Source organism: Sulfuricystis thermophila, from assembly GCF_004323595.1.
In the GTDB taxonomy this organism is placed as follows: domain Bacteria; phylum Pseudomonadota; class Gammaproteobacteria; order Burkholderiales; family Rhodocyclaceae; genus Sulfuricystis; species Sulfuricystis thermophila.
This window is the reverse complement of sequence record NZ_AP019373.1, coordinates 551,583-569,752: the sequence shown is the minus strand read 5'-3', so window position 1 is coordinate 569,752 and position 18,170 is coordinate 551,583. Positions and strand designations below refer to the sequence as shown.

Annotated in this window: 16 protein-coding genes; all 16 read right to left on the bottom strand. The window is 55.6% G+C overall.

Going from position 1 to position 18,170, the window contains the following annotated elements:
* The gene (gene rplP / locus M52SOB_RS02870) at positions 1–414 is read right to left on the bottom strand and encodes a 50S ribosomal protein L16 (protein WP_126444112.1); all 414 of its coding nucleotides are present in this window, start codon (positions 412–414) and stop codon (positions 1–3) included.
* Between the two features lie 5 nt (positions 415–419).
* Positions 420–1,301 carry a 30S ribosomal protein S3 gene (gene rpsC, locus M52SOB_RS02865; protein WP_131110485.1) on the bottom strand — a complete coding sequence of 294 codons (882 nt, stop codon included), beginning with the start codon at positions 1,299–1,301 and terminating at the stop codon, positions 420–422.
* Positions 1,302–1,310: 9 nt separating this feature from the next.
* Complete coding sequence (gene rplV / locus M52SOB_RS02860) at positions 1,311–1,640, bottom strand: 50S ribosomal protein L22 (protein WP_131110484.1); 330 nt, start codon at positions 1,638–1,640, stop codon at positions 1,311–1,313.
* A 12-nt stretch (positions 1,641–1,652) separates the two neighbouring features.
* Positions 1,653–1,931, bottom strand: coding sequence for a 30S ribosomal protein S19 (rpsS, locus tag M52SOB_RS02855; RefSeq protein ID WP_131110483.1), 279 nt, complete (start codon positions 1,929–1,931; stop codon positions 1,653–1,655).
* A gap of 13 nt (positions 1,932–1,944) precedes the next feature.
* The gene (gene rplB, locus M52SOB_RS02850) at positions 1,945–2,772 is read right to left on the bottom strand and encodes a 50S ribosomal protein L2 (protein WP_131110482.1); all 828 of its coding nucleotides are present in this window, start codon (positions 2,770–2,772) and stop codon (positions 1,945–1,947) included.
* Entirely contained in the window at positions 2,772–3,086 is a 315-nt protein-coding gene (gene rplW / locus M52SOB_RS02845; RefSeq protein WP_131110481.1) for a 50S ribosomal protein L23, read from the bottom strand. The genes rplB and rplW overlap by 1 nt, the downstream gene beginning before the upstream one ends.
* The gene (gene rplD / locus M52SOB_RS02840; protein WP_131110480.1) at positions 3,083–3,703 is read right to left on the bottom strand and encodes a 50S ribosomal protein L4; all 621 of its coding nucleotides are present in this window, start codon (positions 3,701–3,703) and stop codon (positions 3,083–3,085) included. The genes rplW and rplD overlap by 4 nt, the downstream gene beginning before the upstream one ends.
* 10 nt (positions 3,704–3,713) lie before the next feature.
* The gene (rplC, locus tag M52SOB_RS02835) at positions 3,714–4,367 is read right to left on the bottom strand and encodes a 50S ribosomal protein L3 (protein ID WP_131110479.1); all 654 of its coding nucleotides are present in this window, start codon (positions 4,365–4,367) and stop codon (positions 3,714–3,716) included.
* 90 nt (positions 4,368–4,457) lie between these two features.
* The gene (gene rpsJ / locus M52SOB_RS02830; protein ID WP_126444104.1) at positions 4,458–4,769 is read right to left on the bottom strand and encodes a 30S ribosomal protein S10; all 312 of its coding nucleotides are present in this window, start codon (positions 4,767–4,769) and stop codon (positions 4,458–4,460) included.
* Positions 4,770–4,854: 85 nt separating this feature from the next.
* Entirely contained in the window at positions 4,855–6,045 is a 1,191-nt protein-coding gene (tuf, locus tag M52SOB_RS02825; RefSeq protein ID WP_131110469.1) for an elongation factor Tu, read from the bottom strand.
* 24 nt (positions 6,046–6,069) lie between these two features.
* The gene (gene fusA / locus M52SOB_RS02820; protein WP_131110478.1) at positions 6,070–8,163 is read right to left on the bottom strand and encodes an elongation factor G; all 2,094 of its coding nucleotides are present in this window, start codon (positions 8,161–8,163) and stop codon (positions 6,070–6,072) included.
* Between the two features lie 122 nt (positions 8,164–8,285).
* On the bottom strand, positions 8,286–8,756 hold the full coding sequence (gene rpsG, locus M52SOB_RS02815) for a 30S ribosomal protein S7 (protein WP_131110477.1): 471 nt from the start codon (positions 8,754–8,756) through the stop codon (positions 8,286–8,288).
* Positions 8,757–8,784: 28 nt separating this feature from the next.
* Positions 8,785–9,162, bottom strand: a complete 378-nt coding sequence (rpsL, locus tag M52SOB_RS02810) for a 30S ribosomal protein S12 (RefSeq protein ID WP_126444101.1) — start codon at positions 9,160–9,162, stop codon at positions 8,785–8,787.
* A 92-nt stretch (positions 9,163–9,254) separates the two neighbouring features.
* A complete protein-coding gene (gene rpoC, locus M52SOB_RS02805; protein ID WP_131110476.1) occupies positions 9,255–13,475 on the bottom strand; it encodes a DNA-directed RNA polymerase subunit beta' in 4,221 nt (1,406 codons plus the stop codon).
* 30 nt (positions 13,476–13,505) lie between these two features.
* On the bottom strand, positions 13,506–17,609 hold the full coding sequence (gene rpoB / locus M52SOB_RS02800) for a DNA-directed RNA polymerase subunit beta (protein WP_131110475.1): 4,104 nt from the start codon (positions 17,607–17,609) through the stop codon (positions 13,506–13,508).
* A 154-nt stretch (positions 17,610–17,763) separates the two neighbouring features.
* Positions 17,764–18,147 carry a 50S ribosomal protein L7/L12 gene (rplL, locus tag M52SOB_RS02795; RefSeq protein ID WP_126444098.1) on the bottom strand — a complete coding sequence of 128 codons (384 nt, stop codon included), beginning with the start codon at positions 18,145–18,147 and terminating at the stop codon, positions 17,764–17,766.
* Positions 18,148–18,170 lie beyond the last annotated feature (23 nt).

Sequence of the window (18,170 nt, the reverse complement as noted above, 5' to 3'; positions counted from 1 at the left end):
TTATCCCAAGTGGCGTGTTACGAAGGTGGTCGATACCGGGAGCTTTGCAGCAGCAAGTGCAAACGCTTCTCTGGCCAATGCCTCGTCGACTCCATCCATTTCGTAAAGGACCTTGCCAGGCTGAATCTCAGCAACCCAATATTCAGGATTCCCCTTCCCGTTACCCATACGCACCTCGGCTGGCTTCTTCGAAATCGGCTTGTCTGGAAAGATTCTGATCCAGATCCGCCCACCCCGCTTGATATGGCGAGTCATTGCACGGCGGGCCGCTTCGATCTGCCGCGCAGTAAGCCGACCACGGCCAACGGCTTTCAGACCATATTCACCAAAACTTACTTTGGCACCACGCGAGGCCAGCCCCGTATTCCGGCCCTTGTGTTCCTTGCGGTATTTTCTACGTGCAGGTTGCAGCATTTGAATTACTCCTTGGCTTCTTTGCCTGCGACAGGCTGACTGGCAACGGTCTTCCTGACGCGTTTGGCCGTCGGCTTGGGCGAATCCTGACCAGGCTTGGCTTCTGTTTGAGCGGCTTCGGATTTCTTTTGCGATTTCGATGCAACTGGCTTCGCTTCTTCATCAGCGGCGCTCGAGGAAGCTCTGACGGAACGCTTCGGTCGCTTTACAGGCTCCTCTTGCCGTTCCTGTGGAGCTGGAGGGGTGACCGACTCTTCGCGGCCGGTTGTTTCACCTTTGAAAACCCAAACCTTGATGCCGATGACGCCATAAGTGGTTTTTGCTTCTGAAAAGCCATAATCGATTTGTGCTCGCAACGTATGGAGCGGCACACGCCCTTCACGATACCATTCGGTGCGGGCGATTTCGGCACCATTCAGTCGACCGGAGCTCATGATCTTGATACCCTGAGCACCCAATCGCATGGCGTTTTGCATCGCACGCTTCATCGCCCGGCGGAACATGATACGTTTTTCAAGCTGCTGGGAGATGGAATCCGCGATCAGTTGGGCATCGATCTCTGGCTTGCGAATCTCTTCGATACTTACATGAACGGGGACGCCCATCCGATTCTGCAAGTCGCGCTTGAGCAGCTCGATGTCCTCACCCTTCTTGCCGATGACAACGCCAGGGCGTGCGCTATGCACAGTCACTCGAGCATTTTTCGCCGGGCGCTCGATGACCACGCGTCCCACTGAGGCATGGGCCAGTTTCTTTTTAATATAGTCGCGGACAGCGATGTCTTCACGGAGCATCCCCGGAAATGCTTTTGAATTGGCAAACCAGCGGGATGACCAATCGCGCGTGACAGAGAGTCGAAACCCGGTTGGATGAATTTTTTGTCCCATGAGCGTTCCTTAGTCTCCCACTGTCACATAAATGTGACAAGTCTGTTTGCTGATCCGATTCCCACGCCCCTTGGCACGTGCAGTAAAACGCTTCAATACCGGCCCTTGCTCGACGTGGATGCGAGTCACCCTCAATGCATCGATATCAGCTCCATCGTTGTGTTCGGCGTTGGCGATGGCAGATTCGAGCACCTTTTTGACAATGACCGCACCCTTTTTCGGCGTATAGGCAAGAATGTTCAGCGCATGCTCGACGGTTTTTCCGCGCACGAGATCGGCAACGAGCCGCCCCTTTTGTGCGGATAGCCGCACCCCTCGTAATACCGCATTAGTTTCCATTGTCGAATTCCCTTACTTCTTGGCCGCTTTCTTACCAGCCGCATGCCCTTTGAAAGTGCGGGTAACGGCAAACTCGCCCAGCTTATGCCCGATCATATTTTCAGAAACATAAACCGGAATATGCTGCTTACCGTTATGTACAGCGATTGTTAGTCCGATAAATTCAGGCAGGATCGTCGAGCGCCGTGACCAAGTCTTGATCGGCCGCTTGTCATTCGAAGCGCGGGCGGCATCAACCTTCTTGAGCAGGTGATCATCGACGAAAGGGCCTTTTTTAATAGAACGTGCCATTTATTTACACCTCTTATCGCTTGTAACGGCGCTGGACAATCATGTTGTCCGTGCGCTTGTTGCTACGGGTTCGATAGCCCTTCGTAGGTTGCCCCCAAGGGCTAACCGGAACGCGCCCTTCGCCTGTTCTCCCTTCGCCACCACCATGAGGATGATCGATCGGGTTCATGGCAACACCCCGTACGGTCGGGCGAATACCGCGCCACCGACTGGCACCGGCCTTCCCGAGTTTGCGCAAGTTGTGCTCCTCATTGCCAACTTCGCCAATGGTGGCACGGCAATCGATATGGACGCGCCGGATCTCACCGGAACGCAAACGAATTTGCGCATAGGCCCCCTCTCTGGCCAACAACTGGACCGAGGAACCCGCAGCACGCGCCATCTGCGCGCCCTTCCCGGGCATCAGTTCGATACAGTGTATCGTGCTGCCAACAGGGATATTGCGAATCGGCAGAGCATTTCCAGGCTTGATCGGGGCCTCCGGACCACTCACCACCTCTTGGCCAACCGATAACCCTCTCGGAGCGATGATGTAGCGCCTTTCGCCATCTGCATAACAAAGCAATGCGATATTTGCTGAGCGATTAGGGTCGTATTCCAAACGCTCCACCTTCGCAACGACTCCATCCTTATTGCGTTTGAAATCGATGATTCGGTAATGCTGTTTGTGGCCACCCCCTTGATGGCGTGTCGTAATATGGCCGTGATTATTGCGCCCCGCCTTACTCGTCTTCTTCTCGGTCAAGCCAGGATGAGAAGAACCTTTGTAAAGATCGGGGTTGATAATTTTGACGAGAGCCCGTCGCCCAGCAGATGTCGGCTTGACTTTGACGATGGCCATTACGCAATTCCTTCCGCAAAATTGATTTCCTGACCGGGCATAAGCGAGACGAAAGCCTTCCGGACATTGCTTCGTCGTCCCAACAGCCGTCCAAAGCGCTTTACCTTCCCCTTGGCATTGGCCACCTGAACAGCATCAACCTTGACCCTGAATAACATCTCGACCGCAGCCTTGATTTCCGGCTTGGTCGCATCGGGAGCAACAATGAAAACGACTTGATTTGCTTTGTCCGCGAGCATGGTCGCCTTTTCTGAGATTTGAGGCACCAATAACACCTGCATGAGTCGCTCTTGGCTAAATGCTTGCTTGCTCATCCGAACATCTCCTCAAGTTTGGATACCGCACCCTTTGTCATCAGGACCTTCGGGAAACGGATCAGCGACAACGGGTCGGCCTGCCTGGGCTCCAATACCAGCACATTGGGCAGATTTCGAGTGGCAAGCATCAGATTTTCGTTGAGATCATCCGTCACAAGGAGCACCGAACCGAGACCCATTTTTTTGAGCTTCTCAGCGACCAACTTTGTCTTCGGAGCGCTCACTTGAAACTCATCGATGACGGCCAGACGATCCTCACGCACCAATTGCGACAGGATCGTGGCAAGTCCGGCCCGATACATTTTCCGATTGATTTTTTGTGTAAAGTTTTCTTCCGGACTATTCGGGAATATTCTGCCACCACCACGCCACAGCGGGCTAGAAGTCATCCCCGCGCGGGCACGACCGGTTCCTTTTTGTCGCCATGGTTTCTTGGTGCTATGCCGTACCTCGGCGCGGTTCAATTGAGCCCGATTGCCGGAGCGCGCATTGGCCTGATAAGCTACGACGAGCTGATGAACCAAGGGCTCATTGTAATCACGAGCAAAAAGCCCGTCCGAGGCGCTCATCGTAGCGCCAGCTAGCCCCTCTTCGTTAATGACCTTAAGTTCCATAGGGGACCTCTTACTTTGAAGACGCTTGCGCCTTGATTGCGGGACGAACAACTACCTGGCTACCCCGGGCCCCCGGGACTGCACCCTTGAGCATCAACAGCTGACGATTCGCATCGACACGAACCACCTCGAGATTCTGAACGGTTCTGCGAACATTGCCCAAATGACCAGCCATACGCTTCCCAGGGAAAACCCGGCCGGGATCCTGCGCCATGGAAATTGAACCTGGAGAGTTGTGCGAGACCGAGTTGCCGTGAGACGCTCGGTTCGAACTGAAGTTGTGGCGCTTGATAGAACCTGAGAATCCCTTGCCAATGGAAACACCGGAAACATCAACCCGCTGACCAACTGAAAAGATGGAAATGTCTACCGGTTCGCCAAGCTTGAATTCGGTCACTTGCGCAGCATCGATGTGAAATTCTGTTAGCGATGCCGCAGCCTCAATACCTGCTTTGGCAAAGTGACCGATCGCCGGCTTCTTGACACGGGAAGCCCTACGCTTGCCAAACGCGATCTGAACGGCCGAGTAGCCGTCAGATTCTGGCTTCTTGATCTGTGCGATCCGATTGCTCGATACGTCGAGCACCGTCACGGGAACGGTAGAGCCATCCTCTGTAAAGATGCGCGTCATACCGACCTTGCGTCCGACAAGGCCTAAGCTCATTTTATTCTCCTATATCCGACTACGATTGGCCGGGCAACACCAACGAAGAGACATCAGCCCCCAACCAACGTTGAGGGCCATTTTCACCACTTATTGCAACTTGATTTCCACATCAACACCCGCCGGAAGATCCAGTTTCATCAATGCATCGACGGTTTTGTCCGTCGGATCAATGATGTCCATCAGGCGCAAATGCGTACGGATTTCGAACTGGTCACGAGATGTCTTATTGACATGAGGAGAGCGCAAAATATTGAAGCGCTCGATCCGCGTCGGTAGGGGAACAGGGCCACGAACTACCGCTCCCGTGCGTTTGGCAGTATCCACGATTTCCAGCGCAGACTGATCGATCAATCGATAATCAAAAGCCTTCAAGCGGATACGAATTTTTTGGTTTTGCATGTAGCAATCCTTAAAGAACAATAAGTCTCTCAAGACTCAAAACGAAGGGCGGGATTATCCCGCCCTTTCGCTCAAAAGGCAATACTTACTCGATGATTTTTGCGACGACGCCGGCGCCGACGGTGCGGCCGCCCTCGCGGATCGCGAAGCGCAGACCTTCTTCCATCGCGATCGGCGCAATCAGCTTCACCGTCATCTGCACGTTGTCCCCAGGCATCACCATCTCAACGCCCGCCGGCAGTTCCACCGCCCCCGTCACGTCCGTGGTGCGGAAGTAAAACTGCGGACGATAGCCGTTGAAGAACGGCGTGTGCCGACCGCCTTCATCCTTCGACAGCACATACACTTCCGCCGTGAAGTGCGTGTGCGGCGTGATCGAGCCCGGTTTGGCCAGCACTTGTCCGCGCTCGACTTCTTCCCGCTTGGTGCCACGCAGCAGCACGCCCACGTTGTCGCCCGCCTGACCTTGGTCGAGCAGCTTGCGGAACATTTCCACGCCGGTACAGGTGGTCTTCTGCGTCGGACGAATGCCGACGATTTCGATTTCATCACCCACTTTGATGACGCCCCGCTCGACCCGACCGGTCACGACGGTACCACGCCCCGAAATCGAGAAGACGTCTTCGATCGGCATCAGGAAGGGTTTGTCAATGGCGCGCTCCGGCGTCGGAATGTAGCTGTCCAGCGCTTCCGCCAGCTTGAGAATCGCCTGCTCGCCCAGCTCGCCCTTGTCGCCTTCCATCGCTTTCAGCGCCGAGCCCTTGATGATCGGGATCTCGTCGCCCGGAAAGTCGTACTTGCTGAGCAGTTCGCGCACTTCCATTTCGACCAGCTCGAGCAGCTCGGGGTCATCGACCATGTCGCACTTGTTCATGAAGACGATGATGTACGGCACGCCCACTTGACGCGCCAGCAGAATGTGCTCGCGGGTCTGCGGCATCGGCCCGTCCGCCGCCGATACAACCAGGATCGCCCCGTCCATCTGCGCCGCACCCGTGATCATGTTCTTCACGTAGTCCGCATGGCCCGGACAATCCACGTGCGCATAGTGACGGTTCGCCGTCTCGTATTCCACATGCGCCGTGTTGATGGTGATGCCCCGCGCCTTCTCTTCCGGCGCCGCATCAATCTCATCATACTTCTTCGCCTCACCACCAAACTTCGACGCCAATATCGTCGTGATCGCCGCCGTCAACGTGGTCTTGCCATGATCCACGTGCCCAATCGTCCCTACATTCACGTGCGGCTTCGTACGCTCAAATTTGCCTTTTGCCATGATTTCTTCCTTTAAAGAACAGGTTTATTTTTTGTTGATGATCGCTTCGGCGACGTTTTTCGGAGCCTCGCTGTAATGCTTGAATTCCATTGTATAAGTAGCACGCCCTTGGGTCAGAGAACGCAGTTGAGTCGAATAACCGAACATTTCCGCCAGCGGCACCTCTGCCTTGATGATCTTGATACCTCCGGGCAGATCTTCCATTCCCTGCACCATGCCGCGCCGCCCGGAAAGATCCCCCATTACGTTGCCCATATACTCTTCAGGAGTCTCAACCTCAACGGACATCATCGGCTCGAGCAACACCGGATTGGCCTTGCGCATGGCGTCTTTGAAGGCCATTGATGCAGCCATCTTAAAGGCATTTTCGTTCGAATCGACGTCGTGGTAGGAACCATCGAACAAGGTAACCTTCACATCAACGACCGGGAAGCCTGCCAAGACACCATTGGGAAGAGTCTCCTGAATTCCCTTATCGACAGCAGGAATGTATTCACGGGGAACCACCCCGCCTTTGATGGCGTCAATGAACTCGTACCCCTTGCCCGGCTCATTGGGTTCGAGCTTGATCCAGACATGGCCATACTGACCGCGCCCGCCCGACTGTTTGACGAATTTGCCTTCTTGCTCGACAGCCTTACGCACCGCTTCACGGTAAGCAACCTGAGGCGCTCCGACGTTGGCCTCGACATTGAACTCACGCCGCATGCGATCGACAATGATTTCGAGATGCAGTTCACCCATTCCGGAAATGATCGTCTGGCCGGATTCTTCATCGGTGCGAACACGGAACGAAGGATCCTCTTGAGCAAGGCGGCTCAATGCAATACCCATTTTTTCCTGGTCTGCCTTCGTCTTCGGTTCAACTGCAATGTGGATGACGGGCTCTGGAAACTCCATGCGCTCCAATGTGATCACTTTATCGACGGCGCACAACGTCTCACCAGTTGTTGCCTCTTTCAAGCCTACGGCCGCAGCAATGTCACCTGCACGGACCTCTTTGATCTCTTCGCGCTGATTGGCGTGCATTTGCAAAATACGGCCAATCCGCTCCTTGCGCCCCTTCACCGGGTTATAAACCGTATCGCCGGAGTTGATCACGCCCGAATAAACACGGAAGAAAGTAAGCTGGCCCACGAAAGGGTCAGTCATGATCTTGAAGGCTAGAGCAGCGAAGGGCTCATCATCTGATGCTTTGCGCTCGCCTTCGGAACCATCCTCCAAAATTCCTCGAACTGGAGGAATGTCGGTCGGTGCGGGCAAATATTCGACGACCGCATCCAGCATGGCTTGCACGCCTTTATTCTTGAAGGCCGAACCGCACAGCATTGGCACGATTTCACCCGCAATGGTGCGCTGACGCAACGCTTTCTTGATATCCTCTTCAGGCAGGTCACCTTCTTCGAGGTACTTGTTCATCAGCTCTTCCGATGCTTCAGCCGCAGCTTCTAGCATCTTTTCCCGCCATGCCTTACAGGTTTCGAGCAGATCCGCAGGAATCTCGCCGTAGGAGAACTTGGTACCCAAAGAGGCCTCATCCCAGACGATAGCCTTCATCTTGACGAGATCAACGACACCCTCGAATTTCTCCTCGGCACCGATCGGCACCTGAATCGGCACAGGGTTTGCCTTGAGACGCTCACGCATCTGCTCATAAACCCGAAAGAAATTGGCGCCAGTGCGATCCATTTTGTTTACGAAGGCAAGACGAGGCACGCCATACTTATTGGCCTGCCGCCACACGGTTTCTGACTGCGGCTGAACACCACCGACAGCGCAATAAACCATGCAAGCGCCATCGAGCACGCGCATCGAACGCTCGACCTCAATGGTGAAGTCGACGTGACCCGGGGTATCGATGATATTGATGCGATGCTCCGGAAAATTCGAGGCCATCCCCTTCCAGAAACAAGTGGTCGCGGCGGATGTGATGGTAATCCCGCGCTCCTGCTCCTGTTCCATCCAGTCCATCGTCGCCGCACCATCATGCACTTCACCAATCTTGTGATTGACGCCGGTATAGAACAAAATGCGTTCAGTAGTAGTCGTTTTCCCAGCATCGATGTGCGCGGAAATACCGATATTGCGATAGCGCTCAATGGGTGTCTTGCGGGCCACTTGATTTACCTATCTTTCTCAACCTGCAGCCGGATCTGCTGCCTGTACGGCAATCCTCCGACGCAAAATGTCCAATGGTTGGATTTCCCGCACCAGAGCAGGAAATCCAACCAGCCATACGATTAAAAACGGAAGTGCGAGAATGCCTTGTTCGCCTCTGCCATACGATGGACTTCTTCGCGCTTTTTCATTGCCGCGCCACGCCCTTCAGCCGCTTCCATCAACTCACTGGCGAGACGAAGGTCCATAGATTTTTCACTGCGTTTGCGTGCCGCTTCACGAATCCAACGCATCGAGAGCGCGAGACGACGCGAGGGCCTGACTTCGACCGGAACTTGATAGTTTGCACCACCCACACGCCGGCTCTTGACCTCGACGACCGGCTTGACGTTGTTGACTGCCGCGACGAACACCTCGATCGGATCCTTGCCGCTTTTCTGCGAAATCACGCCGAATGCACCATATACAATTCTTTCGGCAACAGACTTCTTGCCGCTCGTCATGATGACATTCACGAACTTAGAAACCTCGACATTGCCAAACTTCGGATCGGGCAGAATGTCGCGCTTGGGTACTTCTCTACGACGAGGCATGTTAGAACCTTTCTAGCGAATTGCCTGATTAGGCTTTTTTCGGCCGCTTGGCACCATACTTCGAGCGAGCCTGCTTCCTATCTTTGACCCCCTGGGTATCCAAACTACCACGCACGATGTGATAACGCACGCCAGGGAGATCCTTGACACGGCCGCCGCGTATCAAAACGACCGAGTGCTCCTGAAGGTTATGACCCTCTCCACCGATGTAGGAAATCACCTCAAATCCGTTCGTCAGGCGCACCTTTGCCACCTTGCGAAGTGCCGAATTTGGCTTTTTCGGCGTCGTCGTATAGACCCGGGTACATACACCCCTCTTGGCCGGACAGCCACCCAGGGCAGGCACCTTGCTTTTCGTCTTTTCTGCTTGCCGCGGCTTGCGCACAAGCTGATTAATTGTCGGCATAACTATCGTTCCTGATTCATGATTCGGCCAAATTGGCTGCTCTACCCAGCGGAGCCAATTCTAAAAAGAGGCGGGATTGTATTAGGACCCTTTCACGACGTCAACTGTCCGCCGATATCGGCAAGCGATCCCGACAGCTTTTCTGCTCCTGCAACAATCCTTTGCCGCTCTGTCTCCTCTACTGTGTTCGCAGCACTCTGCATGCGGCGAGTACGGTGATATGCCAGACCGGTTCCCGCCGGGATGAGGCGACCGACGATCACGTTCTCTTTCAGCCCACGCAGCTCATCCCGCTTGCCCATGATGGCCGCTTCGGTCAATACACGGGTGGTTTCCTGGAAGGATGCGGCGGAAATGAACGAATCGGTCGACAAACTGGCCTTCGTGATACCCAACAGCATATGCTGGAATTCGGCAGGTTTCTTGCCGACAGCAATGAGCTTGTCATTCTCTTCGAGAACTTCTGAACGCTCCACCTGTTCCTCACGGAGGAAGCGCGAATCCCCGGGCTCGGTGATCACAACGCGTCGCAACATCTGGCGCACGATGACCTCGATGTGCTTGTCGTTGATCTTGACACCCTGCAAACGGTATACGTCCTGAACTTCATCGATAATGTAGCGGGCCAACTCCTCAACGCCCTTGAGGCGCAGGATGTCGTGAGGATCGACCGGGCCATCGACGATTACCTCGCCTTTATTGACCACCTGGCCGTCATGCGCCATGACGTGTCTGTCTTTCGGGATCAGATATTCATGCGTCGTACCATCCAATTCCGTGATCACCAAGCGCTGTTTACCCTTGGTGTCCTTGCCGAAGGATACCGTGCCAGTCACTTCAGCCAGCATGCCGGCGTCCTTGGGAGAGCGAGCTTCAAACAGCTCGGCCACACGCGGCAGGCCGCCCGTGATATCGCGTGTTTTGACGGACTCCTGGGGAATCCTCGCCAGAACATCGCCGACACTCACTGCTTGGCCGTCCTTGACGGTAATGATCGAGCCGATCTGAAAGGTAATGACGACAGAGTGATCGGTGCCATGGATTTTGATTTCCTGGCCGTTTTCATCGAGCAGCTTGACTTGCGGGCGCAGCCCCTTGGCTTGCGTCTTGCCACCACGCTTCGGATCGATAACGACGAGCGTTGACAGGCCAGTGACCTCATCCATCTGCTCTGCAACGGTAACACCCTTTTCGACGTTCTCGAAGCGCACCGTACCGGCATATTCGGTGACGATCGGTCGGGTGTGAGGATCCCATGTCGCCAGTTGGGTACCGGCCTTGACCTGTGCGCCATCCTCTGCCAGCAATATGGCGCCGTAGGGCACTTTGTGCCGCTCGCGCTCACGGCCATTGCCATCGATGATCATAACCTCCGCAGAGCGCGCAATGACGATTTTCTCTCCCTTCGGATTGGTCACATAACGCATCGTCGCCGAGAAACGCACAGTACCCGCGCTCTTCGCTTCGATCTGGCTTTGCGCTGCAGCCCGGGATGCCGCACCACCGACGTGGAAGGTACGCATCGTCAACTGGGTTCCCGGCTCGCCGATCGACTGAGCCGCGATCACGCCTACAGCCTCACCCACATTCACCAGGGAGCCGCGACCGAGGTCACGTCCATAGCATTTGGCGCACAATCCATAGCGTGTTTCGCAAGTCAGGGGCGTGCGCACCGTGACCTCGTCGATCCCCAACTGCTCGATGGTATCCACGGCATCTTCATCAAGCAGAGTTCCGGCGGCAAACAGCACTTCCTGGTTTTCCGGATTGATCACATCCACCGCCGCGACACGACCGAGTATCCGCTCGCGTAGCGGTTCGACTACTTCACCCCCTTCGACGAGCGCCTTCATCGCGAAACCATTCGTCGTTCCGCAATCCTCTTCGGTGACGACAAGATCTTGCGTCACATCCACCAAGCGGCGTGTCAGGTAACCGGAATTCGCCGTCTTCAAGGCTGTATCGGCAAGACCCTTACGCGCACCGTGAGTAGAGATGAAGTACTGGAGAACGTTAAGTCCTTCCCGGAAGTTCGTCGTGATCGGTGTCTCAATGATCGAACCATCCGGCTTGGCCATCAGTCCACGCATACCGGCCAGCTGGCGAATCTGAGCTGCAGAGCCCCGTGCGCCGGAATCGGCCATCATATAGATCGAGTTGAAAGAATCCTGGATGACCTCTTTCCCGCTTGGATCCACGACTCTTTCTTGCTGGAGCTGATCCATCATCGCTTTTGCGACTTGATCGCCAGCTCGTCCCCAGATGTCCACTACCTTGTTGTAACGTTCGCCCACCGTGACGAGACCAGAGGTGTACTGCTTCTCGATTTCCTTGACCTCGGCCTCGGCAGCCTCGATGATGCTCTGCTTCTGAGGCGGGACCAGCATGTCATCAATGGAGATGGAAATGCCTCCGCGAGTAGCAAGGCGAAAACCCGTCTGCATCAATTTATCCGCAAAAATCACGGTTTCTTTCAGTCCGCAACGCCGGAAACTCTCATCGATGAGCTTGGAGATTTCTTTTTTCTTGAGCGGCTTGTCAATAATCCTGAATGGCAGACCTTTGGGAAGAATCTCCGAAAGCAGCGCTCGTCCAGCGGTTGTCGAATAGCGCGTCAATTTCTCGATCCAAGCGTCACCATTACGCTCATACTCACGAATACGGACCGAGATGCGTGCATGCAGATCGACCTGACGCAGATCTACTGCCCTAGACACTTCAGCGATGTCGGCAAAACTCATTCCCGTTCCACGCGCTGCAGCATTCTCCCGCGTCGCATAATAGAGACCGAGCACCACATCCTGTGAAGGCACGATGATCGGTGCCCCGTTGGCAGGCGACAGAATATTGTTCGAGGACAGCATCAGTACGCGCGCTTCCACCTGCGCCTCGAGCGATAGAGGAACGTGGACAGCCATTTGGTCGCCGTCGAAGTCGGCGTTGAAAGCAGTACATACCAGCGGATGAAGCTGGATCGCCTTACCTTCGATCAGCACCGGTTCGAATGCCTGAATGCCCAACCGGTGCAGTGTCGGTGCACGGTTGAGTAGAACGGGATGCTCACGGATGACCTCTTCGAGAATATCCCAAACGACCGGAGTTTCGTTTTCGACTTCTTTTTTGGCAGCCTTGATCGTGCTGGCGATACCCATCTTTTCGAGCCTTTCGAAAATGAAAGGTTTGAAAAGTTCGAGCGCCATCTTTTTCGGTAGCCCGCACTGGTGCAGCTTGAGCTGTGGGCCGACCACGATCACCGAGCGTCCGGAATAGTCCACACGCTTACCCAGAAGGTTTTGGCGGAAGCGGCCGCCTTTACCTTTGATCATATCGGCTAACGATTTGAGCGGACGTTTGTTGGCGCCGGTCATTGCCTTACCCCGGCGGCCATTGTCGAGCAGTGAATCGACAGCCTCTTGCAGCATGCGCTTTTCATTGCGCACGATGATGTCCGGCGCCTTCAATTCAAGCAGACGCTTCAGGCGGTTGTTACGATTGATGACACGACGATACAGGTCATTGAGATCCGAGGTCGCGAAACGTCCACCGTCCAGCGGGACCAATGGCCGCAAATCCGGCGGCAGGACGGGCAGCACGTCGAGGATCATCCATTCCGGTTTGATGCCGGACTGCTGGAAAGCTTCGAGGATTTTCAGGCGCTTGGCGAATTTCTTGATTTTCGCTTCGGACTCGGTCGCCTCCAGCTCGCGGCGCAAGGTTTCTATTTCGTGGGCCAGATCGAGGGTGCGCAGCAATTCACGCACGCCTTCGGCACCCATCATGGCAGTAAATTCGTCGCCATATTCCTCGACCTTGGCCAAGTAGTCGTCCTCACTCAGCAATTGCCCGCGGGTGAGGGGCGTCATGCCTGGGTCGACGACCACGTAAGCCTCGAAGTAGAGAACGCGCTCGATATCGCGCAGCGTCATGTCGAGCACCATCCCGAGCCGGCTCGGCAGACTCTTCAAGAACCAGATATGGGCGACTGGTGAAGCCAGTTCGATGTGCCCCATACGTTCGCGGCGCACTTTAGCCTGGGTTACCTCGACACCACATTTTTCACAGATCACACCACGATGCTTGAGCCGCTTGTATTTTCCACACAGGCACTCATAATCCTTGACGGGGCCGAAGATCTTGGCGCAGAACAAACCATCGCGCTCCGGCTTGAAGGTCCGGTAGTTGATGGTTTCCGGCTTTTTCACTTCACCATACGACCAGCTGCGGATTTTTTCGGGCGATGCCAGGCTGATGGTGATCGCGTCGAACTCCTCCTCCGGCGTGACTTGCTTGAACAGATCGAGCAATGCTTTCATGGGTTAACTCCTGTCGCGGGTCGAAGGTGATCAGTAACGTTCAAGGTCGATATCGATCGCCAGAGAGCGAATTTCCTTCACCAGGACATTGAAGGATTCCGGCATGCCGGCGTCAATTTTGTGTTCGCCCTTGACGATGTTTTCATAAACCTTGGTGCGACCGGTGACGTCATCCGACTTCACGGTCAGCATTTCTTGTAGCGTATAGGCAGCGCCATAGGCCTCCAGCGCCCACACTTCCATTTCACCAAAGCGCTGACCACCGAACTGTGCCTTACCACCGAGCGGCTGCTGGGTGACCAGGCTATAGGGGCCGGTTGAACGGGCATGCATCTTGTCGTCGACCAGGTGATGCAGCTTGAGGACGTGCATGTAACCGACAGTGACTGGGCGCTCGAATGCTTCGCCGGTGCGACCGTCATAGAGGCGGGCTTGTGTTTTCGTCTCTGTCAGGCTGAGGGACTTGGCAACCTCGTCCGGGTAGGCGAGATCGAGCATGGCACGAATTTCCTCTTCCTTGCAGCCATCGAAGACAGGGGTCGCAAAAGGCACCCCGCTCTTCAGATTGTTTGCCAGTTCGAGAATTTCATCATCGTTCATGCTACCAATCCCCACATCACGTCCGGAAACGTCATAGATCTGCTTGAGGATTTTGCGCACTTCTGCTGCCGTGGCCTGACGTTGCAGCATGGAGTTGATCCTGTCGCCAAGCCCTTTGGCGGCCCACCCCAAATGGACTTCGAGAATCTGGCCGATGTTCATCCGCGAGGGCACACCGAGGGGATTGAGCACGATGTCAACTGGAGTGCCATCCTCCATGTAAGGCATGTCTTCGACCGGTACGATGCGGGAAACAACACCCTTGTTGCCATGCCGCCCGGCCATTTTGTCGCCTGGCTGCAATCTGCGCTTGACCGCCAGATAGACCTTGACCATTTTTTGGACCCCCGGCGGAAGTTCATCGCCTTGCGTCAGCTTTTTCTTCTTGGCTTCATAGGCAATGTCGAAATCCTTGCGTGTCTGCTCCAGGCTGTCACGCAGACTCTCGAGTTGTTGCTGTGCTTCTTCGTCCGCCAGACTGATGTCGAACCAATGATAATGCTCGAGACCAGCCAGATAATCCTTGGTGATCTTGGTTCCCTTGGCTAATTTTTTCGGACCCTTGTTCGCGACCCTGCCAACCAGCAGCCGCTCGATCCGTGCAAAGGTATCGCGCTCGACGATGCGCATCTGATCAGCCAGGTCGAGCTTGTAGCTCTTCAACTGGTCATCGATGATCGATTGGGCTCGCTTGTCGCGCTCAATGCCCTCGCGCGTAAAGACTTGGACATCGATCACGGTGCCGGCCATCCCGGACGGCACGCGTAGGCTGGTGTCCTTCACATCGGAAGCCTTCTCGCCAAAGATGGCACGTAGCAGCTTCTCTTCGGGGGTGAGCTGCGTTTCTCCTTTCGGCGTCACCTTGCCGACCAGAACATCACCCGCCTCGACTTCGGCGCCGATGTACACGATACCGGAATCGTCCAGGCGCGACAGTTGTGCCTCTCCCAAAGTAGCAATGTCGCGGGTGATTTCCTCCGGACCCAATTTCGTATCGCGGGCTACGACCGTGAGTTCCTCGATATGAATCGATGTGAAGCGGTCTTCGGCCACCACCCGCTCGGAAATCAAGATCGAGTCCTCGAAGTTGTAGCCATTCCATGGCATGAAAGCCACGAGCATGTTCTGACCGAGCGCCAGTTCGCCGAGGTCGGTGGAAGCTCCATCTGCGACCACATCACCCTTTTCGATGACGTCGCCTACTTTGACGATCGGCCGCTGGTTGATGTTGGTGTTCTGATTGGAGCGGGTGTATTTGATCAGGTTGTAAATATCGACCCCTACCTCGCCGGGAACCGTTTCTTCGTCATTGACACGAACGACGATCCGGTTGGCATCGACGTAATCGACCACACCGCCGCGCAATGCCTGTACCGCGGTACCCGAATCGACCGCCACGGTACGTTCCAGACCTGTACCGACGAGGGGCTTTTCCGGCCGCAGGCAAGGCACTGCCTGGCGCTGCATGTTGGCGCCCATCAAAGCTCGGTTTGCATCGTCGTGTTCGAGGAACGGGATCAACGACGCGGCCACGGAGACGATCTGCCCTGGCGCAACGTCCATGTACTGGACCTCCGATGCTTCCTTGAGCTCGAATTCGCCCTTGTAACGGCAAGAAACCAGCTCGTCGAGGAGTCGGCCATCCTTGTCGAGTTGCGCATTGGCCTGCGCAATGACGTACTTGCCTTCCTCGATGGCAGAGAGATATTCGATCTCGCTCGTCACTCGCCCGTCGACAACCTTGCGATAAGGGGTTTCCAGGAAACCATATTCGTTCGTGCGAGCATACAAAGCCAGCGAATTGATCAGACCGATGTTCGGTCCCTCTGGTGTCTCGATCGGACAAACACGACCATAGTGGGTCGGATGCACATCGCGCACCTCGAAGCCTGCCCGCTCGCGCGTCAAACCACCGGGACCGAGTGCCGAAACGCGTCGCTTATGAGTGATCTCGGAGAGCGGGTTGGTCTGATCCATGAACTGGGACAGCTGGCTCGAACCGAAGAACTCCTTGATCGCCGCGCTGATCGGCTTGGCGTTGATCAAATCGTGCGGCATCAGGTTTTCGGATTCGGCCTGGTTCAACCTTTCCTTGACCGCGCGCTCGACCCGTACCAAACCGGCACGGAACTGGTTCTCGGCAAGCTCACCAACCGAACGGACACGCCGGTTGCCCAGGTGATCGATGTCATCGACCTCACCGCGGCCATTGCGCAATTCGATGAGAATGCGCACGACATCGATGATGTCTTGATTGGAAAGCACGCTGGATCCAGTAACCTCTTCGCGACCCACGCGACGGTTGAATTTCATGCGGCCAACGGCCGAAAGGTCATAGCGCTCTTCGGAGAAAAACAGACCATGGAAGAGAGATTCGACGGCATCTTCCGTGGGGGGTTCGCCAGGCCGCATCATGCGATAGATTGCCACCCGCGCCGCCCACTGATCGGCGGTTTCATCGATACGCAGCGTCTGGGAAATGTACGGGCCGCGGTCGAGGTCGTTGATATAGAGAGTTTGCAGAGTCTCTACGCCAGCTTCCAGCAGCTTGGCCAGCAGGCTCTCAGTGATCTCGTCGTTGGCGTTGGCCAGGATTTCTCCCGTCGTCGGATCGACGATGTTCTGAGCCACCACCCGGCCCAGCAGAAATTCCTCCGGCACGGCGAGTTTTTTGATCCCGGCCTCGGCCAACTCGCGAATATGCTTTGCGGTGATGCGCTTGTCCTTGGCAACCAACACCTTGCCACTTTTGTCATGGATATCGAATTTGGCAATCTCGCCGCGCAGGCGTTCCGGAACCACCTCGAACTGAATGCCTTTTTTCCCGAGATGGAAAGTATCTATTTCGAAGAAGGTCGCCAGGATCTGCTCCGGGGTCATGCCAATCGCCTTGAGCAGGATCGTGGCCGGCATTTTGCGACGGCGGTCGACGCGGAAGTAAAGCAGATCCTTTGGATCGAACTCGAAATCGAGCCAGGAACCACGATAGGGAATGATGCGGGCGGAGAACAGCAGCTTCCCGGAACTATGAGTCTTGCCCTTGTCATGCTCGAAAAATACCCCGGGCGAGCGGTGCAGCTGGGAGACGATGACCCGTTCTGTCCCGTTGATCACGAAGGATCCCGTCGAGGTCATGAGCGGGATTTCACCCATGTACACTTCTTGTTCCTTGACCTCCTTGACCTTCTCGGTACTGCTCTCGCGATCGAGAATCACCAGGCGCACCTTGGCACGCAGCGGGGAAGCGAACGTCAGGCCGCGCTGTTGACATTCCTTGACGTCGAAAGGCGGCTCTCCAAGGCGATACTCGACGAATTCGAGACGCGCGCCGCCTGAATGCGCGACGATCGGGAAGATCGAACGGAAGGCAGCCTGCAGGCCTTGATCCTTGCGTTTCGCAGGCGGGACATCCGCCTGCAAAAACTGTGTATACGATTCCAGCTGGGTCGCCAGCAGGAATGGAACGTTCAATACGTTCGCACGCTTTGCGAAGCTCTTGCGGATACGCTTTTTCTCGGTGTACGAGTAGGCCATGTTCGCTCCGTCTGTCAGGATTCAGGGGGCAGCCAACCGCAGCGAGGGGATGGCTGTTCGCTGAAACCTGTCGGTGACATTCGTTGTGTTCTGGAAATCCAATGCGAAAGGGCTGGCCACCCTGATTGGCGGCCAGCCCATGATGCAAAGGCAATTACTTGATTTCGACCTTCGCGCCAGCGTCTTCCAGCTGCTTCTTGAGCGCCTCGGCATCGGCTTTCGGGATACCTTCCTTGACCGGCTTCGGGGCGCCATCGACGAGGTCCTTGGCTTCCTTGAGGCCGAGACCGGTCGCGGCACGCACGACCTTGATGACTTCGACCTTCTTTTCGCCTGCCGCCTGCAGCACGACGGTGAATTCGGTCTTTTCTTCGGCAGCCGGAGCGGCAGCACCGCCGGCAGCCGGAGCAGCCACGGCGACGGCAGTCGCGGCGGCGGAAACACCGAATTTTTCTTCCATTTCCTTGATCAGTTCGGAAAGCTCCAGAACGGTCATGCCAGCGATGGCATCGAGAATTTCAGCTTTGCTAACAGCCATGATGATGACTCCTGAATGAAAAT